General features: G+C 53.2%; 16 protein-coding genes and 1 pseudogene. 8 read left to right on the forward strand and 9 right to left on the reverse strand.

Going from position 1 to position 24007, the window contains the following annotated elements; genetic code table 11:
- Positions 1-127 precede the first annotated feature (127 nt).
- The 4 genes and pseudogenes from IDM48_RS10675 to IDM48_RS10690 form a co-directional block, all read right to left on the reverse strand.
- Positions 128-760, reverse strand: a complete 633-nt coding sequence (locus IDM48_RS10675; RefSeq protein WP_145177241.1) for a superoxide dismutase — start codon at positions 758-760, stop codon at positions 128-130.
- Between the two features lie 145 nt (positions 761-905).
- A complete protein-coding gene (locus IDM48_RS10680; RefSeq protein WP_068171933.1) occupies positions 906-1181 on the reverse strand; it encodes a hypothetical protein in 276 nt (91 codons plus the stop codon).
- A 656-nt stretch (positions 1182-1837) separates the two neighbouring features.
- A pseudogene (locus IDM48_RS10685) lies at positions 1838-2241 on the reverse strand (DoxX family protein).
- A gap of 148 nt (positions 2242-2389) precedes the next feature.
- A complete protein-coding gene (locus IDM48_RS10690) occupies positions 2390-2908 on the reverse strand; it encodes a MarR family winged helix-turn-helix transcriptional regulator (protein ID WP_068171937.1) in 519 nt (172 codons plus the stop codon).
- A 255-nt stretch (positions 2909-3163) separates the two neighbouring features.
- On the opposite strand from IDM48_RS10690, the gene nhaA (IDM48_RS10695) reads away from it, so the two are divergent.
- Positions 3164-4498 carry a Na+/H+ antiporter NhaA gene (nhaA, locus tag IDM48_RS10695; protein WP_068171941.1) on the forward strand — a complete coding sequence of 445 codons (1335 nt, stop codon included), beginning with the start codon at positions 3164-3166 and terminating at the stop codon, positions 4496-4498.
- Between the two features lie 167 nt (positions 4499-4665).
- Complete coding sequence (gene nhaA, locus IDM48_RS10700) at positions 4666-6024, forward strand: Na+/H+ antiporter NhaA (protein WP_068171944.1); 1359 nt, start codon at positions 4666-4668, stop codon at positions 6022-6024.
- Positions 6025-6113: 89 nt separating this feature from the next.
- Here nhaA (IDM48_RS10700) and IDM48_RS10705 read toward each other — a convergent pair whose 3' ends face one another.
- Positions 6114-6839, reverse strand: coding sequence for a hypothetical protein (locus tag IDM48_RS10705; protein ID WP_068171957.1), 726 nt, complete (start codon positions 6837-6839; stop codon positions 6114-6116).
- 2 nt (positions 6840-6841) lie between these two features.
- Entirely contained in the window at positions 6842-10204 is a 3363-nt protein-coding gene (gene lysX / locus IDM48_RS10710; RefSeq protein WP_190617377.1) for a bifunctional lysylphosphatidylglycerol synthetase/lysine--tRNA ligase LysX, read from the reverse strand.
- Between the two features lie 156 nt (positions 10205-10360).
- Here lysX and IDM48_RS10715 point away from each other — a divergent pair, with 156 nt between their 5' ends.
- Entirely contained in the window at positions 10361-11533 is a 1173-nt protein-coding gene (locus tag IDM48_RS10715; protein ID WP_190617379.1) for an alpha/beta hydrolase, read from the forward strand.
- A 374-nt stretch (positions 11534-11907) separates the two neighbouring features.
- Here the strand turns inward: IDM48_RS10715 and IDM48_RS11690 are convergent, their stop codons facing one another.
- Positions 11908-13566: a GH25 family lysozyme gene (locus IDM48_RS11690; RefSeq protein ID WP_190617381.1), complete on the reverse strand. Its 1659-nt coding sequence runs from the start codon at positions 13564-13566 to the stop codon at positions 11908-11910.
- 328 nt (positions 13567-13894) lie between these two features.
- On the opposite strand from IDM48_RS11690, the gene IDM48_RS10725 reads away from it, so the two are divergent.
- From IDM48_RS10725 to IDM48_RS10735, 3 genes are all read left to right on the forward strand, one after another.
- Positions 13895-16432, forward strand: a complete 2538-nt coding sequence (locus IDM48_RS10725; protein ID WP_151145644.1) for an S-layer homology domain-containing protein — start codon at positions 13895-13897, stop codon at positions 16430-16432.
- Positions 16433-16582: 150 nt separating this feature from the next.
- Positions 16583-18046: a TIGR01777 family oxidoreductase gene (locus IDM48_RS10730; RefSeq protein ID WP_190617383.1), complete on the forward strand. Its 1464-nt coding sequence runs from the start codon at positions 16583-16585 to the stop codon at positions 18044-18046.
- Positions 18047-18064: 18 nt separating this feature from the next.
- A complete protein-coding gene (locus tag IDM48_RS10735; RefSeq protein WP_068171972.1) occupies positions 18065-18598 on the forward strand; it encodes a PLD nuclease N-terminal domain-containing protein in 534 nt (177 codons plus the stop codon).
- Between the two features lie 167 nt (positions 18599-18765).
- Here IDM48_RS10735 and IDM48_RS10740 read toward each other — a convergent pair whose 3' ends face one another.
- Positions 18766-21171 carry an MDR family MFS transporter gene (locus IDM48_RS10740; protein WP_190617385.1) on the reverse strand — a complete coding sequence of 802 codons (2406 nt, stop codon included), beginning with the start codon at positions 21169-21171 and terminating at the stop codon, positions 18766-18768.
- A 335-nt stretch (positions 21172-21506) separates the two neighbouring features.
- Here IDM48_RS10740 and IDM48_RS10745 point away from each other — a divergent pair, with 335 nt between their 5' ends.
- Together IDM48_RS10745 and IDM48_RS10750 are read left to right on the forward strand one after the other, a co-directional pair.
- Positions 21507-22019 carry a ferritin gene (locus IDM48_RS10745; RefSeq protein ID WP_190617387.1) on the forward strand — a complete coding sequence of 171 codons (513 nt, stop codon included), beginning with the start codon at positions 21507-21509 and terminating at the stop codon, positions 22017-22019.
- Positions 22020-22218: 199 nt separating this feature from the next.
- On the forward strand, positions 22219-22782 hold the full coding sequence (locus tag IDM48_RS10750; protein ID WP_190618791.1) for a hypothetical protein: 564 nt from the start codon (positions 22219-22221) through the stop codon (positions 22780-22782).
- A gap of 595 nt (positions 22783-23377) precedes the next feature.
- Here IDM48_RS10750 and IDM48_RS10755 read toward each other — a convergent pair.
- Positions 23378-23899 carry a hypothetical protein gene (locus IDM48_RS10755; RefSeq protein ID WP_190617389.1) on the reverse strand — a complete coding sequence of 174 codons (522 nt, stop codon included), beginning with the start codon at positions 23897-23899 and terminating at the stop codon, positions 23378-23380.
- Between the last annotated feature and the right edge of the window lie 108 nt (positions 23900-24007).

Here is a 24007-nt window from a genome sequence, read left to right on the forward strand (position 1 = left end):
AGTGTGTTTTGACCAGATACTCGTGGTCAAAACACGCTACGCCGGTCAGAACTCATAAGACTCAACAAAAAATCCCCGCCCCTCTTAATCAATGAGAGGGGCGGGGATTCTTGCTATGCGCTCAGGCTTATGCCTCAGAAATAATCAGACCCTTGGTCTGTGAGGTTGCGCGTGCAAAGCGTTCCTGAACATCTGCCCAGTTGACGATGTTCCAGAATGCCTTGACGTAATCGCCCTTAACGTTCTGGTAGTCCAGGTAGAAAGCGTGCTCCCACATATCCAGCTGCAGAACGGGAATCAGACCAACAGAGATGTTGCCCTGCTGATCGTAAAGCTGCTCGATAACGAGGCGCTTACCCACGGTGTCCCATGCGAGGATTGCCCAGCCGGAACCCTGGATGGTGGTTGCTACGTTGGTGAAGTGCTCACGGAAGCCATCGAATGAACCGAAGAATTCGTCGATTGCTGCTGCGAGTTCACCGGTAGGCTTGTCGCCGCCCTCAGGTGAAAGGTTGGTCCAGAAAACCGAGTGGTTGGTGTGGCCACCGAGGTTAAATGCAAGGTCCTTGGAGAGCTTGCCGATGTTTGCGAAGTCGCCCTTTTCACGAGCTTCTTCCATCTTCTCGATAGCGGTGTTAGCGCCTGCAACGTAGGTTGCGTGGTGCTTGTCGTGGTGCAGTTCCATGATGCGAGCCGAAATGTGGGGCTCTAGAGCTGCGTAATCGTAAGGAAGATCAGGAAGTACGTACTTCTCAGCCATGAGGAGTTACCTTTCTATAGCGGAAAACTTTCATTACTAAGTTTACGCATCATCGTGAGAGTTGTCGCCTTTTCGTAACAAACTTTCACGCACCGCTAAGATGCGGGCAACCTCCTCATAAACTTCTCCCAGTTCTCTCCGACGTCTACCCTGCCTCTTCTGATGTGAGGTAGTTTCTTAGTTTTTCTCGACGCCGGTTGGCAAGAATTTGCGCGAGGGCGGGGAGGATTAGAACCAGTAGGGCGGTTTCCACCACCAGAGTTCCAGAAAATACAAAGATTTGGGCGCCGGGGTCTAAGACCTGATGGAAGAGGTGCATCGTGCCTTTGGAAAAGAGGTGAAGCGGAATAACGAAGAAGGAGATGAAAGTGCCTAAGAACCAGCTGGGCACAAACACAAGAATTGCCCAGCGCAGTTGCATGAACCAACGTTTGAGGTTTTCCCAGCGTCAGCGCGCCGTGCGGAGCCGGTAGGGCGAGATACCATCTTCCACCAAGGGTTTTTCTACCCCTTAAGTGGATTAAGTGCAGAAAGTTATCCACAGGCGGTGGATAACTCTGTGGGAAAATCGAACACTTTGAATTTAAGGCAAACAAGACGTCTCAAAAGAGCGACTTTTCCGGGATTTTTTCTTCAAAGTATTAGTTGGGACACCAAATATATGTTCGATAATGACACATGTGTAAGTTTTCCACGCTGTGCATAACTTCTGTGGATAAGCCTGAAAATATCCTCAGAACCGCTTATTCTCGCGGTTTTTCAATTGGCTTCCCCACAGATAGTTTTCGTTTTCCCCACTTTAAGTGGATATTGTTCACAGAGTTATCCACAGGTGTGGATAATAAACACCGTACGCGCTTCGGCACCCCTGCGCACGTTTTCCGATTCCCCTCATCGGGGTGAAAAATTTCCCTAGAAACCGGGATTTTAGGTTTTTCCACCGTACCCTGTCCTTAAAAACCTTAACCCTGCTTCCGAGATAATCACACCTGTGTAAGTTTTCCACGCTGTGTATAACTTCTGTGGATAACAAAAATCGCCCGCATCCTGAGGATACGGGCGATTGAAAAAGGGGATTTATGCGCGTACAGCTTTTCTGCGACCAAATAGTGCGTCTACCGCGTATGCGCCAGACCCAGTCAGAGCTAACGCAAGAGCACAAGCACCGAGCAACAATACGAATTCAAAGCCGCCATTCGCCGCAAAAAACCAGCAGATCCATGTACGAGAGCAATCGCACCCACCATATTCAGCGCAAAGAGGATGCCGACGATGCAGGTAGCAACCCCAATAATCAGCAGGACGCCGCCAATAAGTTCGAGCCACATGATGGCCGGTGCCATGAGCTCGGGAGCGGGCACGCCCATCTGAGTGAATGTCTCAGTGGTTCCCGCAAGAGTTCACTCATTGAGTTTTTGCCAGCCGTGCATGAAAAAAGTTACGCCTAGAACAACGCGCAAGATAAGAAGTCCGAGGGATATTGAGGAGTTATTTCATTGAGTCATATCTTCATCTCATCAACAAACTAATTTACGTGTCAACTAATTTTAAGGTGCACTATACCACCTCACGCAAAACGCCCTTGGTGAAAGAATCTCCACCAAGGGCGCTCTGACCAGTAAAAACGGGTTAGTCGATGATAGTTGAGTTACTCAGATTGATGACCTCAGAAGGCTTTGCACCCAGCACCGATTCGCCAATTCGTGCAAGCTGTTTAATCTGACGCAAACCCAGGTGAGAGAAAATCTGCTTGCGCACTTCCTGCACATGCCCAGGCGCAGCTTCTGCCACCTTTTTCAGCCCCTCTTCTTTGAGGTGGCAGATAGATACCCGGCGATCCTTGGAATACACAGAACGTTCCACGAAGCCGTCCTTTTCCAAACGGCTCACCACCCGCGAAAGGCGGGGAAGAAGAGTGCTGGTCTGGCGAGCCAGCTCGGTCATGGTCAATGCGTGTTTAGGAGATTCAGAAAGCATGGCGAGAACCATATATTCAACAAAACTTAAGTCAGAATCGCGCTGAAGCTGATTTTCTAACTGACCAGGCAAGCTGAAGAACACGCTCGTCAGAAAGAGCCAACCCTCACGCTCTTCCTCACTCAACCAGGGAAAATCTTCATGTTCCTGTGTTGGGTTCTCTGCGCTCATGGTCGCTCCGTTTCAATTTTTGTTGATACGTAAATAGTTTTTGCCCCTTTAATCTTAGAACTATCACGGTGGGATAAGGAACTTTTGTGAGCAAAATATAAGCGATGATAGGCGATTTTTAGGAATATGGTAGTCTGTTTCACTGGTGTGCAGGGAAGTCTGGTCTGCCTACTCCGTTTTCTACAGTGCGGCTTCAAAACTATGATTCCACTAGTCAGAGCTGAGTAGCCGTTCTTTCTTCAACCCTGGAGCGCTATGTCAAACGCTATTTTGTCCCGTGGTTCGCACCGTGAGACCACCCGCATCACCGAAATTCTCCGCAAAGAGTCCGTTGGTGGATTCATTTTATTAGGGGCAACAGTTGTCGCCCTTATCCTGGCGAACTCGCCGTTGCAGAGCTTCTACTTCGGACTTCGCGATACCTACCTAGGGCAAGACATCGGCGATTTTCACCTCAAACTCTCGCTTGGTCATTGGGCAGCCGACGGTCTATTGGCAGTCTTCTTCTTTCTCGCCGGTTTAGAACTGAAAAAAGAGTTTGTGGTGGGAGACCTTCGCAACCCCGGTAAAGCTCTGGTACCCGTTCTGGCGGCAGCAGGTGGAGTGGCAGTTCCAGCCGTGTTATATGCACTCATCAACCTGAATTCCAGTAGCGAAGCCCTGGGTGGCTGGGCGATTCCTGCAGCCACCGACATCGCGTTTGCCGTTGCAGTTTTGGCAGTCATCGGCACGCATCTCCCCGCCGCCCTGCGCACCTTCCTGCTCACCCTGGCAGTGGTCGATGATCTCATAGCCATCGTGATTATTGCCCTCTTTTATTCTTCTGACCTCAAGATTCATTACCTACTCTGGGCACTCATTCCCCTGGTGGTCTACGCCCTGATCGCCCGCCTAGGTGAGCGCCATTTCCACCTCAACCCCGCGTCGTCCTGGTTTATTCTGCTCCCCCTGGGCGGTGTGGTTTGGGCGCTGTTCCTCAACTCGGGAATTCACGCCACCATCGCCGGAGTGGTACTGGCATTTCTGATTCCGGTGCGTCCTAACCGCCATACAGAACAGGCGGGCGCTCATGCAGGTTTAGCGGAGGTGATGGAACATCGGGTTCGCCCCATTTCTGCAGGGTTCTGTGTTCCAGTTTTCGCGTTCTTCTCTGCGGGAGTGGCTATAGGTGGTTGGAACGGCTTCACCGAAGCACTCAGCCAGCCCATTGCCGTTGGAATCATGGTAGCGCTAGTCTGCGGCAAGGTCATCGGAATTACAGGCGCAACCTGGCTCATTACCCGCCTGGGCAAAGTAAACCTTGACCCCGACCTCAAATGGATTGACGTGCTCGGTCTTGCCTCTCTGGGAGGAATCGGATTCACCGTGTCACTCCTCATCGCAGAGCTATCTTTCGGCATCGGCTCCAGCTATAACGATTACGCCAAAATCGCGATTCTCACTGCCTCCGTACTCGCGGCAATCCTCGGCTCGCTTATTCTCAGCTCCCGCAATCGCCACTTCAAAAAGATTGAAGAGAAAGAAAAAATCGATCAGAACGATGACGGCGTACCCGACGTCTTTACAGACGACGGCGCAAAATCTCACTAACGCAATACCTCCCGAGGTGCGGGGAAAGATGTCCACCATCCGATATTCTCCCGCACCTCAAATCCTTCCCCTTGCTGAATTCAGTACAGTAGACGTTAGATAAACCTGAAATACCCGGCAGCGATTTTCCAATCGAACCAACTCAGCAGAAGGGTGTACGCACGCATATGTCTAGCTCCCCAGCTTCTCCTCAGCCCACAAACAGCACGCTATCGCGCGGAAGTTACGCTGAATCAACCCGTATCTCAGAGATATTGCGTAAAGAGTCGCTGGGCGGTTTTGTTCTGCTGGGCGCGACTATTCTGGCAATCGTCTTCTCCAATACTCCTGCCCGAGACCTATATTTTGGAGTGCGCGATTTTGAGCTAGGTTTCAACGTACCCTTCTTCCACCACCTCATGATGACCGTGAGTCAGTGGGCGGCAGATGGTTTGCTCGTAGTTTTCTTCTTCCTCACCGGTCTGGAACTAAAAAAAGAATTCGTGATTGGCGACCTCAGGGACCCCGGGCGCGCCATCGTTCCTATCGCCGCAGCGTTTGGCGGCGCGGCTCTTCCTGCAATCATCTACTTTGCAATCAATGCTTCCCAACCTGAGGCTGTTCACGGGTGGGCAATTCCTGCAGCTACCGATATTGCCTTCGCCGTAGCTGTTATTACTGCCGTCGGATCCTATATCCCCGCCGCTCTACGGACGTTCTTGCTGACCTTGGCAGTGGTAGATGACCTTATCGCGATTTTCATCATCGCAATTTTCTACACCAACAGCTTCAAGCCCTGGTACCTGATTGCGGCCATCATTCCAATTTTGCTTTACATCTGGTTCGCCTATAAAAAGGAAAAGCTCTTCCACGAAAAGCCCTGGACGGCGTGGGCGATTCTCCTCCCCCTCGGCCTCATCACCTGGGCGCTCTTCCTCGAATCCGGTATTCACGCGACCATCTCGGGCGTCGTCCTAGGCTTCTGTGTTCCGGTGAAATACACCGAGCAAGCACGCAAGGCAGACGCCTGGGCGGGGCTGGCGGAAGTTCTTGAGCACCGTCTGCGCCCGCTTTCCACGCTCATTTGTGTACCAATTTTTGCGTTCTTCTCAGCCGGTGTTTACATCGGTGGATGGAACGGGCTCAGCACCGCGCTGACCGACTCTGTTGCATTAGGCATTATGTTTGGCCTGGTATTCGGCAAAACTATTGGTATTACGCTTACCACGTGGCTAGTTACCCGCTTGCGCAACGCAAACTTGGACCCCGACATCAAGTGGGTCGACGTCATCAGTATGGCAGTGACCGCCGGTATCGGATTTACCGTTTCGCTGCTGGTTGCCGAACTGTCCTTTGAAACCGGTTCCCACCATACGGAGAACGCCAAGGTCGGCATTCTCGTGGGATCCGTGACGGCGGCAGTAGTGGGTGGCTTCCTGCTTTCCCTGCGCAATAAGCATTACAAGAATGTGGAGTTGCGCGAGAGCTTAGATGAGAATGCCGACGGCGTTCCCGACGTCTTCTCCGACGATTCAGGACGTCGGTAAACCCATAAATCCCGACCAAGTGACCGTCTGAGCTCGTTTTGACCACATGTACATGGTCAAAACACGCTCAGGCGGTCATTCGTTTCTCCCTAGACATGCAAGAACGGGAGAAGAGCAAAGCGAGTAGCGGGAAACAGAATCACGTCCAGAAGGAACGCCCCTCCCAACGCCACGCACAGCACCGGCAACACATACCGTAGCGCCGCCCCGAACCGCTCGCGCACGAAAGCCAGCGCCTTAGAGAAGAGCGCTTCTTTCCCTGCAATCAGTGCAATCACAAAGAATGTGAGCGGGAACTGGGAAAGAAGAGACCACAGCACAAGCCCCACGCATTGAGCCCATAAAGGCTGTGACGCCGACGCCGCCACGAAAGCGGCAAACGGTACGTCGGTGGTCACCACCAGAATGAAAATTAGCGCGAAAACAACCAGTCCTGAGGCGCTACGGTTTTTAGCAGGTTTCTCAGTTTCGCTGTTCGTTCCACGGCGCAATTGATACAGACGAAAGAGTCCGTAGCCCAGCAACCCCAGTCCGATAATTAACTTGCCCAGTAGCGTCCACACGCCGGCGTTAAGAATGGCGTGAAAAATCTGGTGCCAGGGCAATCGGGCAATAAAATCCCCAAAAACTAGACTCAGAAAAAGTCCCCACGTGGTAACGCCCAGCAGAATAAGCAAACTGAAACCAAGCACCGTGCGTCGTCCCGAACGATTCCCGTTTTTAGCGAGAAAGTAAAGCGCCACGAACAGTGGAGCGGGGTCAAAGCCCGCTAACCCTAGGGGAAAAACGAGCGAGAAGTAGCGCGCTAAATCCATGCTTAGCGCACCGCAGGTTTAACGAACGGGAAGCTCAGCACGCCGCGAATCTGGGTTCCGGTCATCAGCATGACCAGACGATCCACACCGATTCCCAAACCACCTGTGGGAGGTAATCCGGTTTCTAGTGCGTAGAGGAAGTCCTCATCAATTTCCATTGCCTCGGGGTCGCCCGCTGCGGCCTTGAGGGATTGTTCGGTGAGGCGACGTCGCTGTTCCAACGCATCCGCCATTTCTGAGTAAGCGGTACCCAGCTCCATACCGTTAATGACTAAGTCCCACCGCTCAGCGAGTCCCTCCTCCGACCGATGCGGGCCAGCGAGCGGGGAGGTTTCCACGGGGAAATCCTTGTAGAAAGTGGGGAAGATGGTATTCGCTTCTACCAGTTCGCCGTAGAGTTCTTCGATGATGGCGCCAGCTCCCATGTCGTCCCGAACATAGATTTCGTTTTCGCGTGCTAGCTTCAACAGCACCTCAAAATCGGTATCGAGGGAGATTTCCCTTCCAACCGCCTCGCTGAGAGCACCGCACACGGTTTTCACCGGCCACGAACCCGAGACGTCGGTAAGAACGCGCTCATCAGCGCCCTTCTCCCCCAGTGGCAACGATTCGGTGCCGAAGACCGAGCGGGCAGCGTTTTTGATGAGCGATTCGGTAATTTCGCGCATCCCGTTGTAATCGGAGAACGGTTTATACGCCTCCAACACGGTGAATTCGGGGTTGTGGGTGGCGTCGGCGCCCTCGTTGCGGAAGTCTCGCCCCAACTCGTAGACCGCGCCCATGTCGCCTACAACCAGGCGCTTGAGATATAGCTCGGGGGCTATACGTAGGTAAAGTTCGGCACCGTAGGCATTGATGAAGGTCTTGAAGGGGCGTGCGGAAGCCCCACCGTGGATTGAGTTCAAGATAGGGGTTTCAACCTCGGTAAAGGCTTCTCCGTCCAGAGTCGCACGAATCGAGGTAATGATTGACGTGCGCATCTTCAAGAACTCCCGTTGTTGCGGGTTCACAATGAGGTCTGTGGAACGACGGCGCAAGCGCGCTTCAGGGTCTTTGAAGTTTTCGAAGGGGATGGCGTGCAAGGACTTCGCGCCCATAAACCAGCTAGATGCCAAGAGGGAGGCGGTTCCGTTTTTAGAACGTCCCAACGCCCCTTCGAAGACCAGGATGTCGCCCGTATCCGCGTTGTGGCGTAGCAAGTCAAGATCGGCACCGGAGGCTTCAAATCGTTCTCTCTCACACACCACCTGCACGGTGGTAGCGCCGTCGATGAGCTCCACAAAAACGACCGAACCGAAGGAGCGGATAGCGCGAGCGCGTCCAGCCACCGATAGCCGTTCTCTTGTAGATGCACCACTTACTGCAGCGTTCTCAAACGTGGCTATCTTTTCTGCCAACTGCGCGGGGGTGAGCTGAGTAGAAATGCCTAGTGGGTAGGGGTTCATCCCCGCCTCGCGGAGCTGTTTCATGTGGCGGATGCGGTGCTTGCTTTGATCGGTGAAGCGGTGTTCTACCGGTGCCGGCGCCACCGTATGCCGTTCGACTTCGAGCGCTTGTTTGAGCTGTTCGTCGGTGAGGCTACCGCCGGTGGATGTTTTGCGGCTGAGCCATTCGGGCAGGAATCCTTCTGCAATTCCCGAAGCAATCGCTACCGAAGGCAGGGTCACAATCGACTCGGCAGCGAGGTATCGAGGTTGCCAGAAGGGATCAAATTTCTGGTTGAAGCGGTAAAGGCGTTCAAGTTGGAGGTAGCGGTCGAGAAATCCAAGGGTGGAGGACGCCGCGCGCGTCCAGGGGCTTGCACCAAAGTGGTCGGCCTCTACGAAAGTTTTGCGGAACATGGCGAAGTTGAGAGAGACTTCTTTGATTCCTACTTCGCTAGCTTGTTCCATGAGCTGTGCGACCATGAATTCGACGACTCCGTTGGGGGCTTGCGGCGAACGTCGCATGATATCCAGCGAGATGCCGCGGCGTCCCCAGGGCACAAAGGAGAGGATACCGACGATCGTCCCCTGAGGGTCATGAGCTGTCACCAGGGTGCTTCTGCCATCGGCAGGGTCGCCCAAACGGTTCAGCGCCATCGAGAATCCGCGTTCGGTTTCACCGTGGCGCCAGGAGTCAATGTCTGCGATAATTTCTTGCATTTTTTCCGCAGAGAGGTTGCGGTGCTGCTGGATTCGCACGCTGTAGCCTTCTGCTTCGAGACGGCGAGCTGCCTGGCGGACGTCGGTCAGCGAGGTGTTGTTGAGGGAGAAACGATCGGGGTAAAGGATTGCTTCATCGCCCATATAGGTAATGGATAGCCCTGCGGCAGCATAGGCTTTGGCGCCTTCTTCGCTCACACTCATGGCGCCCAGGTTCCAGCCGTAGGTGCGGGCATACTGGGTGAAGTTGGCGATAGCTGATGCCCAGGACGACGGCGCACCCACCGGGTCACCCGATGCAAGGCACACCGAGCGGATGAGTCGGTAGGTTACCGCTGCTTTGCGGTCATCGGAGAAAACGATGAGCTTGTCGCGGCGGGTTGCGAAGTAAGAAAGCGAGTCATTAGCGCCGTAGGCGTGTACCAGCTCGCGCAGTTCCAGCTCGGTTTCGGGCGTCCATACGTTTTTCTCCGGCGGATTGCGCAGAACCATCAAAATAAAGAGAAGAACGCACGCGGCGTAGCTGAGTTCCATCATCTCTTGAAAAATTTTGCTGAGAAAGTACTGTTCCGGGTGGTGACCCGGGAGGTGTAGCCCTATCCCGGAAAGCAAATAGTCAAGAGCGTTTTGCCAAGCGTCTCCGGATCCGTGGCTTGCCTGAATGTTCCCAAAGACTCCAGCGAGAAGTATGGTAACACCCAAGCCAATGAGCGTTACTACGATAGCGCCTGACCAGTTTCTTCGCCCTAGCCGAGCAGGGAAGGCGTGGCGGGCGTGGAACAGGAAGAAGATGGAGACAACACCCACCACGATAGAGAGAATATCGAGGATGGGGTTGTAAGAATGAAGTAACGTTTTGAGTGTATTTTCGGAGGAAAACACCTTGGCTACTAAAGGTATACTCGCCAAGACTCCTAAGATTTCGAAAGTTACTACGGCGTTCAGTGCAGCTCTGCGACGTTTCACCAGGTTTACGGTAATAAGAGCCATTACAATCACCGAGACCAAAGACCGGCTGACCGGCACGTTGAGGTAGGTAAACGTGAGCTCCCACCAGGTAGACGAACGTCCTCGGTGAAGCGGGGAGAGAATCCAAGACATCAGAGTCAGAGCAGTTCCAAAAGAATAAATGCCGATGACCCAGCGGGCTATTATTTCGTCACTCTCTTTGAAGCGACTCCATCGTGATGAAGCATATGATGTGGAGCGTTTAGCGTGCATAGTTTCTCTCTATAATTTCCCAGTGAGTTCAGCAATACTTCCCGACGATGAGAGTGTCTGCTGATACTTTGGTTGCGCTTTGGGGGCAAGCTAGTACCTGTATAAATAAAATACCCTTATTTGCTAAATAAAACACTTGGTGAAAGTGAGCCGCACGTGCAACCTACAGATTCTCTGTTCATCTGGCTGGTGGTTGCTGTCACCGCCCTGGTTCTCATTGGCACCATTGTGGGCGTTCCGCGGTTGTGGAAGAGGGGCTGGACTAAGTACGTGGTGCAGGGTGTCTCGGTTATCTTGACGGCCCTGCTGTTGTTGCTTACCGCCGTCGTCATCCTTAACAAAGAGAACAGCTGGTATCCCTCCTGGGGTTCCCTAACCGGCAATCCGGCGGATGAGACGGTTGTCCAGAAAGAATTTGGTGCCAGCCCCGAGAGCAAGGCAACCGCGCATACTCATTCCGCAGTGTTGCATCAGCCCAGCGAACTTCAGGCAGATATTCACAACAATCCTGTGCTTGGCGCGCACATCCCCGCCGATACTTCGCAGGGGGCTTACATCCCTTTCACCCTCGATGGGCAGGTTAGCGGCGAAACCTACAACGTGTTGGTGTGGCTTCCGGCATCCTATTTCCAGGATAAGAACCGTTTTTTCCCGGTCATTATGGCATTCCCCGGCTACCCGGGTAGCCCGCAAACCTACGTGAGCGATCTGCAGATGGGCCAGCGAATCAACGACGCCGTTGCGGCAGGAGATATGCAGGACGCCGTGGTGGTTATTCCCGACGTCATGCCCGGCACTACGGATACCGAGTGCGTTGACGGCACTCAGGGCGGCAAAAATTCCCCTGCCCACCGCACAGAAACCTTTATTGCTCAGGATTTAGTGGGGTGGATTCAGCAGAATCTGCGCACTATTGATGAGCCAGGGGCTTGGGCAACCAGCGGGTATTCGGCAGGTGGGTGGTGCTCTTCTATGATTGCGGTGCGCCACCCTGATATTTTTGGTGCTTCGCTTAACCAGTCGGGCTATTTCGCCCCGATTTACTCCAATGGTCAGCAGCGGAATGACCAAAACGATTCCCGCTATTTATTAGCGGAACGGGTCAAAGAGGATAAGCCGAATGTGAATATCTACTTCTTCGCCAGCGACGACGACCCGCTAGCAATGGAGGATTTGCCGGGATTCGTCGCGGCAGTTACCCCGCCGACTTCGGTGGTAGTGGAAACTATTAGGACCGGCGGACATCGTGCTGATGTGTGGAAGATTGGAATTGATTTAGGTTTGAAACATTTGGGTCAAGATCTCAAATATTTCGCTCCCCTGACATAAAGGATTATTTTCTTCCAAAACTATTCACCCATAAGTAGAACGGTTTTATAGCCTGCTGATTAGTCTATATTTTTTAGACTCTAAAGAATCACTCTCTTTTTCGGCGCCATCCGACCACTAACCGGTTTTCTTCACTTTGTTTTACATGATACTTACTCTAGTATTTGTGATATAGAGAACACTCTTTCTACCCACCGTTTTTAGAGAAATTTAGGAATCCCTTATGAAAATCACACCCGCCCCCGCTTTCTCGCCGTGCCCGCTTAGGATATAGCTTTCTTAATTGCTCAAAAAAATACACAGTTCCGGTAAAAATACATGCTAAAGAATGTATTTTTACCGGAACTGTGTATTTTTTAGTTCTCGTTTAGCCTTTATGCAATACGCGAGTAACGGTAAATAAATGCCGCCATTGCTGCTCGACTAATCGCGTCTTCTGCTCGGAAAGTGCCGTCGGACCAACCAGTAGTAATCTGACTTGATGCCAACCAGCTAATTTCCTTATAGAACGGGTGAGAGGTCGGGACATCCTTAAAGGCAGAGCTTGCCGTTGGAGCGTAAGAAGGTGAACCTGCTAAGCGATAGAGGAAAGCGCCCATAGCGGCACGGCTGATGTTCTCATCGGGACGGAAAGTACCATCAGCCCAGCCGGTGGTGATACCGGTTGCCGCTAGCCAGCTAATTTCCTTATAGAACGGGTGCGAGGTGGGAACGTCCTTGAATCGAGACTTTGCCGGAGGAGTATATGCAGGTGAACCCGACAGACGGTAGAGGAAGGCAGCCATTGCCGCACGGCTATTGCTCTCGTCAGGTCGGTAAGTGCGATCAGCCCAGCCAGTAGAGATGCCGGCATTAGCTAACCACGTGATTTCCTTATAGAACGGGTGAGAGGTAGGGACGTCGCGGAAAGTCATGGTGGCGGTAGCAGGCGCGCCCTTGGGTTTATAGGTGGGCACTGTGACAAAGTTCCGAAGGTCGCTCAAAGTTCCGTTGAAAACATTGGAGTCGCCACTAAAGGGGCCGTCATCTGTGTATTGCCAGATGTCATAGTTAGTCCAGCCGCTGGGCATCGCACCGGGGGTAGAACTGTAGCTTGCTAGGTGTAGGGGTAGGTAGTTGAAGAGGGTGGAATTGCCCGTGCAGGTATTCCACCAGTTCGCGGTGGAGTACACAGCTGGGTAACGCCCCGTAATACGGCGGTATTCATCAACGAAAGATTGAATCCATGCACGCATTTGAGCTGGCGAGAGGTCGTAGCACATATCGCCCAGCTGAGAATAAGGGTTGTACTCAATATCGAGCAGCCCGGGCAAGGTACGCCCGTCAGCACTCCAACCGCCGCCGTTAGCGATAAAGTAGCGCGCCTGCTCTGCGCCGGTGGATTCGAGAGTAGGAATAGCAAAGTGGTAGCCACCGCGCATCATTCCGGCTTCTGTGGAACCTACATACTGGTTAGAGAAGGACGGCGAGGCATAGCTATCACCTTCGGTCGCTTTAATATAGGCGAATCGTGCACCTTTAGAGTACTCGCCATCCCAGTCGACGATAGGTTGCCAGCCGGAGACGTCCATACCCAACACGCCAGAGCCGGTGGGGCTGATGGCTACTGCGGCGGCGCCGGAGGTCACTTTTTCCTTTGAGTGCTCGGTGGCGTCGGACAGTGCAGAGTCAAACTCATGAGCGCTCACTGCAACATCCTTTCCGTCCTGGGCAGCTTTAACCTCTTGCTGCGCCTCTTTGAGAGAAGCCTCAGAAAGATTAGCAGTTTGAGACATTTTTTTGAGACCTTGACCCATCGTAGCGCCCGGGTTGCCATCGCCGGTGACGGGCGGAGCCGCCTCGAGCTGGGCAGGTTTCAGGACGTCGGATTCAGGGAGTGCTTCTTGCACCTGGCTAGTTTCTGAACCATTAGTCAGTGTGGATAAGTCTTGGGTTGTCGCTGGAGCAGCCTGCGCGGGAATGTTGGTAGCAAGCAGGGCGAACGCTACAGAGAGAGCTGTTGAACGGATAGCTATGCGGGGGATATTGAACATAAATCTTTTCACAGTATGGGGAAGGGGAATGGGGAGTTTTGAGGAAGAAACCATGGGGTTAATCGCGCAAATTACTTGCCGACGAAATGATTGTCGGTTCTTCCGCCTACAAATATAACCATGTTTGAGGGCAAAAATTAAGAGGTTTTTCGGTTTTAAAGCGAGAAAGAATAATGACTTTTCACTCATTTACTCATATCAAAAGGTCTTTCCTTTTTGGGTTCCGCGGATTCTCAGGAATTTTTGTGAGCCGTTCATTTCAGATTCACTCTCACCGGCTACTCTGTGAAGTGGAATAAAACACACATTTCATCCTAAGGATTCAACCGTGACTTCTCGCTTGAACCGCGCCGGTGCTGCTGGCGCACTTTCCCTGGCCCTCGTCGTCATCCCCCTCACCTGCTTGCCCGCACAGGCAGCAGACGGAACGCGTGAGCTACAACTGCTGAATATCAATGACTTTCACGGTCGCATCAGCATGGATATTGGGCTCGGGTTAGCTAACACCGTTCAGCAGCAGCGCGCCGAAAACTCCAATTCAGTGTTGCTTTCGGCAGGCGACAACGTCTCCGCTTCGCTCTACGTCTCTAGCGTGCAGGACGACGAACCCACCATCTCCTACCTCAACGCTCTGGGCTTGAAGGCGAGCGCCGCGGGAAACCATGAGTTTGACAGAGGTCTGGCTGATTTGCAGAACCGTATTTCTCAGTCTGCAGATTTTCCCATTTTGGGCGCTAACGTTACCGATAAAGCAACCGGCAAACCAGCTCTAGAACCTTTTACGATTGTGACCAGCCCTGACGGCACAAAAATCGGCGTCATTGGAACCGTAACCACCGAAACTCCGCAACTCACCGACCCTTCAGCGCTTGCCAGCGTGAACTTCGGGGACACCGTAGCAGCAACTAACAAGTATGCAGACCAGCTCTCTGATGGTAACGAGGCTAACGGCGAAGCGGACGTCATTGTGGCGGAATACCACCAGGGTGTAGATGTTTCCAATCTGAATGATCCGATTGTTGCCAACACTTCGCCGAAGGTAGATGCGATCTTCACCGGTCACACTCACCAGGAATACGTGATGGACGCGCCGGTTCCCGGTAAGGCAGGTAAAACTCGTCCCGTTATTCAGACCGGCAATTATGGCGATAACCTGGGTGATGTCACCCTCTCCCTTGATTCTCAGAACAACGTTGTGGGTTATACCAGTACTCTACATAAGCGCGCGGTATCCCCTACTCCGGAGGAAATTGCTGCCGATCCGGTACTGACCCAGACGAACAAAATCCTTACCGATGCTAACGCTTACGCTGCTGAGAAGGGCAACGAAAAGGTTGCCACTCTAAAAGATAAAATCACTACCGGTTGGGATCCCGCTAAAGCCGCTAACCGCGGTGGTTTTGACCAGCGCGACCGCGAATCTACGATGGGTCACTTGGTAGCGGATATGTACCTGGCGGCGGCGAATTCGACCGGCCGCACCCCCGCCGATATCGGCATTGTGAACCCCGGCGGTTTGCGCGATGAATTCCCCAACGGCCTGCGTACTTCACTCTCTACTGCTGTAGGAGATTTGAAGGTTGCCGACGCCGTCGCGGTGACTCCCTTTGCCAATAACTTGTGGACGACCGAGCTCACCGGCGCTCAGCTCAAGCAGGTTCTCGAGGAACAGTGGCAGCAGGATGCCGCCGGCAACATGGCGGCGCGCCCCTACTTGCAGCTTGGTTTGTCTAAGAACGTTACATACACCTATTCAGGTACTGCAGATGCTGCTGGCTACGCTCAGCGTGGCAATCATATTCAGCAGATTTTTGTGGATGGTAAGGAAGTTCAGGATTCTGATACTTTCACCGTTGCCGTTCCTTCTTTCTTGCTTGGTGGTGGCGATAATTTCACCACACTGTCCAAGGGCATCAATGCTAAAGACACCGCGCTGGTTGATTCCGACGCTTTTGTGAATTACTTGCGCGAGCAGGGCACTGTTTCGGCTCGTTATGAGAAGCAGGGCGTACGCGTGGAGAACGTTGCGAAATCCTACGACCTGGCAGGAAAACTTACTTTCGACGTCTCTAATCTTGCGACTCAGAGCTACGGTGTGCCTGCGCTTTCCTCGCTTGATGTAGCTGTGGACGGCGTAAAAATCGGCACTGTACCGGTACAGGACGGCGCCGCTAAGATAGATCTCTCGTTAGCTGGACACAAATTTTCTGCAGGTCAGCACGAAGTTACCCTCACCGACCCCACCGGCGTAGTGGGTACCCAGGTGCGTACTACCGTTGAGCTGGCAGGTACTTCTGCTTCTGAATTTAGCGACGTCACCCCCGATTACCAGTTCTATAATGAGATCACGTGGCTAGCTAACACGGGGATTACTACCGGCTGGGAAGATGGTACGTTCCGCCCCCACGAACAAACCGAGCGTGCCGCTATGGCAGCGTTCTTCTACCGCGCAGCGGGTTCACCGGAATATACTGCTCCGGCAACCTCTAAGTTCACCGATGTAAAACCGGGCGATCCTTTCTATAAAGAGATTTCCTGGCTCGCCGATCAGGGCATCACCACCGGTTGGGACGACGGCACGTTCCGCCCGCACGAGAAGATTCAGCGTGGAGCTATGGCAGCGTTCTTCTACCGTTTTGCAGGCAAGCCCTACTATGTTGCTCCCAGCCATTCGCAGTTCAGCGACCTCACCCCGCAGAGCCCTTTCTATAAGGAGATTAGCTGGATGTACACACGAGGCATTGCAACCGGTTGGGACGACGGCACGTTCCGCCCGGCAGATCCCATTAACCGCGACGCTACCGCTGCATTCTTCTACCGCTATTCCCAGCATGTAGGTACCAACTTTGGCGCAAAAGTAAAGTAAGTAGCCTAAAACTCGCTGGTTGCGCCGTCCGTGAGCCGCCGGATTCGCCCTTATGTAGGGGGAGAGTCCGGCGGTTTATTTTATGTTTTGCTTACTCGTAAGGGTACTGAGTGATACTGTGAAGTAAAATATCCCGATAGGAAAGACCTCATGACCCAGTATTCTCACTTATCAACCGTCAATTTTCCGTTAGAGACAGTGCTTCAGTGGCATCGCCGCCCCGGCGCCCTCACCCGCTTGACGCCTCACTGGGCAGGGTCTGTAGAAAAAGAAGCACAGTCACTAGAACCAGGAAACACCTCGGTGGTGCAAGCAGCAGTACCAGGTACCCGTGGACTTCTCACTCAAAAATGGGTGAGCGAACAGACCGCTCTTTCAGAAGATTCCTTTGCCGATCGCATGGTTTCCGGGCCGTTGAAATCATGGGAACACACCCACGATTTTCTCACCACCTCGAACCAAACCATTATTCGGGACACCGTAGATTTTGAAGCACTCCCCCATGCGCAGAACACCCCGGTCTCTCCCGCGCTCAAGACTCTGCCCCGATCGGTAGCTCACCGTGCGACGTCGTTGCTCGGCACCGCGCTCAAGAAGACTGAGCCTTTGGCGCAACGGCGAATCACAAACTTTGTGGAAGCTATGTTCAACGAGCGCAATCGCAGGCTTGAAGCCGATCTTCTCTTCCACGACCGCTATGACTCTGAACCGCAAACCGTGGTGATTTCCGGTGCATCTGGCATGGTGGGCACGCAGGTACGCGCACTTCTCACCGGCGGCGGACACACTGTGCGGACGCTTGTGCGCCAGGAACCTTCTTCGCCCAACGAGTTTGCTTGGGATCCAGACCAGGGCACCATCGATCTCGCGGCGTTCGACGGCGCAGACGCCGTCATTCACCTCGGCGGAGCATCCATTAACACGCGCTTCACCGAAAAGAACAAAAAGAAAATTCTCGAATCCCGTCAAAAATCCACCACTTTACTAGCGGAAACATTGGCAAAGCTGGCTCCGACCGGTGGACCGCGTGCCTTTATCTGTGCTTCAGCTATTGGCTACTACGGCTCATCGCGTGCAGGAGAATTGCTGCGTGAAGAGTCTGCGGCTGGCGACGATTTCCTTGCCGAAGTATGTCAGGTATGGGAAGCCGCCTGCGAGCCAGCGCGTGCCTCCGGAATCCGCGTGGTGAACGTGCGCACCGGCGTCGTCCAAAGTGCCCTGGGTGGAGCCCTGCGGCTACAGCTCCCCCTCTTCCTCACCGGGACAGGCGGTGCCGTAGGTAAGGGCGAAAATATGCAAAGCTGGGTGTCGCTCGATGACATTGCGGGCATCTATGTACACGCCGTGCTCACGGACAGTCTCGAAGGTCCGGTCAACGCCGTCGCCCCCACCCCCGTTACCGCTAAAAAGTTGGCAAAGACCGTGGGGCAAGCGGTACATCGCCCGGTTGTTCTGCCCATTCCTCGCCTGGGGCCTCAACTTCTGCTCAAAAAACAGGGTGCCGACGAACTAGCTCTCGCAGACCAAAACGTGAGCTGTTCCAAGCTCGAACAAAGCGGTTACACGTTCTTCGAAACAGACTTGCTCACCGCTTTACGGCACGAGTTGGGCTAAACCGCTAGGGTAGATGGCATGACTCATGTTGCCGCTACCAACCTGCCGCCGGAGATGCTGAGCTGGGCTATCCTTATCGCCGTTTTTGCATCTTTGGCACTGGCACTTTTCTGCGTTTTTACGATTCACCGCAATCCTTACTTCAATGAGCTGCAGAAAATTGGGTGGCTACTGCTGGCGCTCGGACTACCTATTTTTGGCCCCATAGCGTGGTTTTCGCGAGCGCACCATGAGAAAAAGGTGCGTTCCAATCCGGAGAAGTACGGAGTGCAGGAGAGTCCTTCGGTATCTGATTATGCGGCTAAGCTCGTGCCCGTTCACGGCGATAAATCCTCGGACTCTTTTAGCACATACACCGCTAGTTCGGGTGCCTCCCAGAGTGGTTCTGTATCTGCCGGGGTTGCATCTCTTACAGGGTCGCAGACGCGCGGAAAGACCACCCGTTTTGCCCCCAGTAGCGACTTCGCGCAGCAGACAGAGACGGCGGATTCGGCATCCAACCCTCACCTTTCTGAGGGCGAGGACGGCGGACCGCGCGTCCTGCGGTTTTAGTTGCTCAAACCGTTTGTACCAGCTAACTCACCACGTACCAGCTAAATGACCAGTACGGTGCTATCTAACTGGTACAAACCCGCCGCTCCCCCGCCTCTACACACAAAAAGAAGCAGCCACCGGACACTCTCATGAGTCCGGTGGCTGCTTCAGTCAGTGATTACCGCTTAGCGGTTGCGACGACGTCGCAGCACCGAGAACAGCACCCCACCACTTGCAAGAGCGGCAGCTGAAATGCCTGCTGCGGGCAACCATTTCTTAAGAGGTGACTGGTCTACCGGCAGATCGCGACGGCGGTTGGTTGAATCTGCAAGCAGGGCTTCAGCGGTGGGCTGGGTAGTCCGGGTGAATCCTGCAGGAGTTTCGGTTTCTTCAATAGCGGCGGTGTGGCGCGGCTGAGCGTGCTTCACGGGCTCTCCTGATTCATTGGCTTCTGTTGCGCGAATTTCGCCGTGTTTTCCCACGCGCTGGTTCGCTGTGTCTACAGTAGCTTCATCAGTGGAGAGTGCACCAGAGTGAGCCTCTGATTCGTTGTTTGTTACGGAATCTTTGGCTTTATCTGCGTCGGTTGCTGCTGCAATCACCTGCACGGGAAGGGCCCCGGTGGAGGCGTCTTTTACCTGGCTATGGAGAACTGCGCCTTCGCGGTCTAGGTCGCGCTGTTTATCAGCGTTCTCGGCTGCGGCTTCATCTGCGGCGTCGGCGCTTTCTTGAAGACCGGAGACGTTACGCAGCGGCGGAACCTTGAAGAACAGGGTTAGAACGAATGCCGCAAGGATTACACCCAAGCCCACGCGGTAGACAGCGAGAGTTGACTCGTTGAAGCCTTCCATGAAGGGGCGAGTCAGGCGAGCATCTGCACCGTTGAGGTAGGAAGTGTCTGAGGTTGAAGCTGAGGCATCAGAATTGGTGTCTTCTGAGTCAACTTTGTTAGCGACTTCTTCTGCCATCTTGGGTGCGAGTTGGTCTACCCAGTAGCCGCGCTCGGCGTCGTCAGACCAGTCCACTGCGAGCTTGCCGTCGATTACGCTGGCGTGCGCCTGTTCTGCCGCAGAGTTCAAAGCCTGGGCGCGAACCTCAGCAGGGGTGCCTGCCGGAATCTTCGAGTTGATCTGTTCGGTAGCGCCGTCGAGCTGCGTCTGAATATTGGATTTCACGGGGTTCACGATGTTGTTCCACATCTGATCCATGACGCCCTGGTTTGCAGGTGCGGTTGCCACGGTGGGGTTGAGTGCGGCGTCGAGACCGTTACGCAGGTCCCCTTCATTGCTCATGGCGTGGGTGATGTTGGTGGGCATGACCGAGAACAGAATGGAGAGCAGAATCGCGGTACCCATGGTGCCGCCAATCTGGCGGAAGAAGGTAGCGGCCGAGGTTGCTACGCCCATGTAGGACGGCGCGACGGCGTTCTGTGCTGCCAGGGTAAGGGACTGCATGAGCTGACCGAGGCCCAGTCCGATGATGAACATGCCGATCATCAAGAACCAGAGGGGGCGGTCAATGGTCATGAAGGTCAGGTAGAAGTAGCCACATGCCACCAGGAAAGTACCGGTAATCGGGAAGATGCGGTAGGAGCCGGTCTTTGAAACCAAGATACCGGAGACGATCGAGGAGAGCATGATGCCCGCCATCATGGGCAGAGTTGCAAAGCCTGATTCGGTGGGAGTCAGGCCAAGAACAATCTGCAAGAACAGCGGAATGGTCATCATGGCACCGAACATGCCAAAACCTACGAGGGTGCCCAAAATGGTTGCCATCGAGAACGGCTTGGAGCGGAAGAGACGCAGCGGAATAATCGCGTCGTTGCCCATGCGGGATTCAGTGAGGATGAAGGCAAGCAAGCCCACAGCAGAGACGACGTAGCAGGTAATCGAGGTTGCCGAAGCCCAGCCCCATTCGCGGCCCTGTTCAGCTACGAGGAGCAAGGGTACCAGTGCCACAACGACGAAGGTCGCACCCCACCAGTCTACGCGAGGCTTTGCTTTTGCTTCGCCAAAGGAGGGTAGGCGGAGGAATTTCCACACCATAGCGAGGGCTACGAGGCCAATGGGAACATTCACGAGGAATACCCAGCGCCAGCCAGTGATCCAGAAGATGCTGTCTGCGCCTGCAAAGAGTCCGCCAACCAGTGGGCCAATGACCGATGAGATACCGAAGATAGCTAAGAAGTAGCCCTGATATTTAGCGCGTTCGCGAGGTGCGAGCATGTCACCCATGATTGCCATGGGCAAGGACATCAGCGCGCCTGCACCGATTCCCTGGAAAGCACGGAATGCTGCGAGCATTGCCATAGAAGTAGAGAAAGTGGAGAGCAAAGAACCCAGGATGAATACGATGATGCCGAAGATGTAGAGCGGGCGTCGTCCGTACATGTCGGAGAGCTTGCCGTAGATGGGGGTGGTGATGGTGGAGGTGATCATGTAGGCGGTGGTAACCCATGCCTGCTGTTCAAGTCCGTGGAGGTCGTCGCCAATAGTTCGGATTGCGGTGGAGACGATTGTTTGATCAAGCGATGATAGGAACATGCCGGCCATAAGGCCGATGATGACGAGCATGATCTGACGGTGCGTCATGACCGGACTCTTAGACGCTTCCGCAGAACGAACTTCTGTTGTTGCTGTTGACAAGTAAAAACCTTCTGGTGAATGGATCCTTGTTGGATTCGAACCGATGAGAGTAAGGCGGTTGCTTAGATTTTCTCGGTAGCTATCAGATGCGATAGCACGTGGGAATAGGTAAGCGAACGAAACTATATTACTTACAGTTCTGCAAAAATTGCACTTCTGCAAACTTATTTTTGCTAAATGTGATGAACGAGCTATGACAAGCCCCTTCACCGACTCCCGCCCGGCGTCATGGTCCGTAAATAATGGTGACAACGCCTGCCCCGGGAGGTAAATTTTTAAATATGCAGATGAATAAAGAACTAGAGAAAAAATTCCAAGATCAAATCACCCTCGAATTCGCCGCGTCCATGGTTTACCGCCAGCTCGCTATCGAAGCTGACGAGCAGGATCTACCGGGCATGAGCGAATGGTTGCGCCGTCAGGCTGATGAGGAAATTGTTCACGCGAACAAGTTCATTCAGCACCTTTCCGACCGCGGTAACCACTCCAATATTGGCGCTATCCCCGCCCACACTATTAAGCAGGGCCTTTCCGCCGCCGAGATTTTTGAGGCAGCGCTGGCGCACGAGCAGAAAGTTTCGGCGTCCATTCGCGATCTTTACCGCGAGGCAGACCAGGCTAGCGACTTCGACTCCCGCCCTCTTTTGAACTGGTTTATTAATGAACAGATTGAAGAGGAAGCTACTGTTTCGGAGATTCTTGCGCAGATTAAGATGGTGGGCGACGACGGCTCGGGGCTGTTGCGCCTGGACGATTCGCTGGGCAAGCGCCCCAATGAAGGTACCGAGGCATAAAAGCTTGCGCGGACGAGATATGCCCCGGAGCTCAAATTTTCTTGAGAGCTTCGGGGCTTTCTTCCATTGAATGAGTAAGTTATCGAGCGGAACCGCTCACAATACCCTATGCAGGTTTTCTTTTATTTAGTACGCTCTGTTCAGTATTTCCCCCGAGGCTACTCTCAAACAGGAGCTTTAGTTTTCCCTAGGATTTTTTGTGAATATTTCTCGACGTCAAACTCTTACTGGCGCAGCGTGGTCTGTTCCCGTTGTTATCGCCTCTGCCGCTGTTCCCGCTTATGCAGCTTCCGGTATTTTCGCCGTCAACTTTGATGGAGGCGGGGGAGCTAATGGATGGCAGAACTCGGTTTACCTGAACTTTGGAACGAGCAACGGCTCCACTCAGACCCTCACCAAGCCAGTGACTCTCACCATCAACGTCATAGGCCTCAATACCAATACGACGACCCAGCGTAGCTTCATCATTGGTAGCTCAAACGGAACCCTCGGTACCAGGACTTACACCGCAGCTACCCGCACCACTACTTTTACATGGACGATTCCTGCAGGCACGTCCATTCCGCCCCTCGCAACCGGCGGTAACGCATTGCCTGATATTTTGTTCAGTTTTGGAGACGGTCTAGCTGGCGTTAACCGTATTACCAACAAAATTGTGGTAACTGCTGTGAATGGCGCGTCCCTTTCTCAGACTTTGCCAGTAGATTCCAGCGTCCTTAAGGACAAGAACAAAGGGGCAATTTCACCCGACGGTATCTACTAAACGAATCCACCGCCCTGTACACCTCGGTACGAAGTCCTAGCTTAGCTGCTACCACCGGTTACTTCACGGCAAAAATTACTCCTGACGTTGTAGAGAAATAACGCTTTCTCCAGTTCATAAAGATAAAGGTGGGAGAGGAGCTACGGCTCAACTCTCCCACCTTTGTTGCAGGGGAAATGCAATGATCGCTTCTGTTTCACGCCGCGTGCACCGGGGGAATAGGGGGTACTTTCAAAAGCGCGGGTTTTCAACTGTCAAAAAGAAGCTTCTTGTTAATAGTAAAGAGCGCCCTGTCTCTCTTATGGCGCAGCCCTAGGGGGTATTCGCCATAAAACGCTGCCCCGCTCACAACACCCCATGTCAAGTACTAGAAAGGTGAGCGAGATACCGTTTTAAAACGGTATCTCGCTCACCCATCTGGTACCTCGACCCCCAAATTTTTGAAACAAAAAAGCCCCGATCCTTTCGAATCGGGGCTTTACGCGGTGGGTCGTTTGCATGGTTAAAACTAGCCCGGTATAGCAAGGATCCTGCCTCCCTATTTGAGGGATTCGGTAAAGCTTTCCCGAAGCAAAAAGCAGATTTTCCCGAACCCCTAACCAGCTGAACCCGGCGAGACTTCTCCCGTCGAAGTATCAACACTGACAACCAACCGATCCCGCACCATAGCGCCTTCTGCCTTAAAAGCATCCTCCAACATCTGCGCCGTCAAATTCTCCCCCGAGACTCCTTTATGAAAGCTGAACTCAATCAACTTCCCATCAGGCATCTCAAGGTCATAATAATAAGATGCTGGCACATCAGAACGTAAAGAATTAATTGCGCTAACCAGCTGAGCAGGATCATTTACCGTCTCCTGAGTCAAAATTAACTCAAGACTAATTGAGTCTTCATAACCATTTGACCAGTACTGCATCTTAGAGAAAAATGACTCATCCAAGTGAGAACTAACCTGACTATTGAGTTCACTCTCACGCTCTGCCCGCATAATTCTATTCTCAGCTTCAGAATTGGAGTACCCACCCCAGGCAACAAAAGAGAAGACAGGGATAATGCTGATCACCACAAGAATACCGAGGATGACAGCAATCACAGTTTTAATGGTTTTACTCATCACGAACTACACTCTGCCTCTTAATAAAAAATGGATAGAGATTCTGAGGGGACAAAAACCATACTCATGTGTTGATGAGTAATTCCCCGAAGTTCGTTCTCGCGCTTTTCT

It is taken from the genome of Rothia amarae, from assembly GCF_014705945.2.
GTDB lineage: Bacteria > Actinomycetota > Actinomycetes > Actinomycetales > Micrococcaceae > Rothia > Rothia amarae.

Excerpts from the sequence above, each read along its gene's own strand:
- IDM48_RS10675 (WP_145177241.1), bottom strand. The coding sequence starts at position 760 with ATGGCTGAGAAGTACGTACTTCCTGATCTTCCTTACGATTACGCAGCT.
- IDM48_RS10680 (WP_068171933.1), bottom strand. The coding sequence starts at position 1,181 with ATGCAACTGCGCTGGGCAATTCTTGTGTTTGTGCCCAGCTGGTTCTTA.
- IDM48_RS10690 (WP_068171937.1), bottom strand. The coding sequence starts at position 2,908 with ATGAGCGCAGAGAACCCAACACAGGAACATGAAGATTTTCCCTGGTTG.
- nhaA (WP_068171941.1), top strand. The coding sequence starts at position 3,164 with ATGTCAAACGCTATTTTGTCCCGTGGTTCGCACCGTGAGACCACCCGC.
- nhaA (WP_068171944.1), top strand. The coding sequence starts at position 4,666 with ATGTCTAGCTCCCCAGCTTCTCCTCAGCCCACAAACAGCACGCTATCG.
- IDM48_RS10705 (WP_068171957.1), bottom strand. The coding sequence starts at position 6,839 with ATGGATTTAGCGCGCTACTTCTCGCTCGTTTTTCCCCTAGGGTTAGCG.
- lysX (WP_190617377.1), bottom strand. The coding sequence starts at position 10,204 with ATGCACGCTAAACGCTCCACATCATATGCTTCATCACGATGGAGTCGC.
- IDM48_RS11690 (WP_190617381.1), bottom strand. The coding sequence starts at position 13,566 with ATGTTCAATATCCCCCGCATAGCTATCCGTTCAACAGCTCTCTCTGTA.
- IDM48_RS10730 (WP_190617383.1), top strand. The coding sequence starts at position 16,583 with ATGACCCAGTATTCTCACTTATCAACCGTCAATTTTCCGTTAGAGACA.
- IDM48_RS10735 (WP_068171972.1), top strand. The coding sequence starts at position 18,065 with ATGACTCATGTTGCCGCTACCAACCTGCCGCCGGAGATGCTGAGCTGG.
- IDM48_RS10740 (WP_190617385.1), bottom strand. The coding sequence starts at position 21,171 with ATGACGCACCGTCAGATCATGCTCGTCATCATCGGCCTTATGGCCGGC.
- IDM48_RS10745 (WP_190617387.1), top strand. The coding sequence starts at position 21,507 with ATGCAGATGAATAAAGAACTAGAGAAAAAATTCCAAGATCAAATCACC.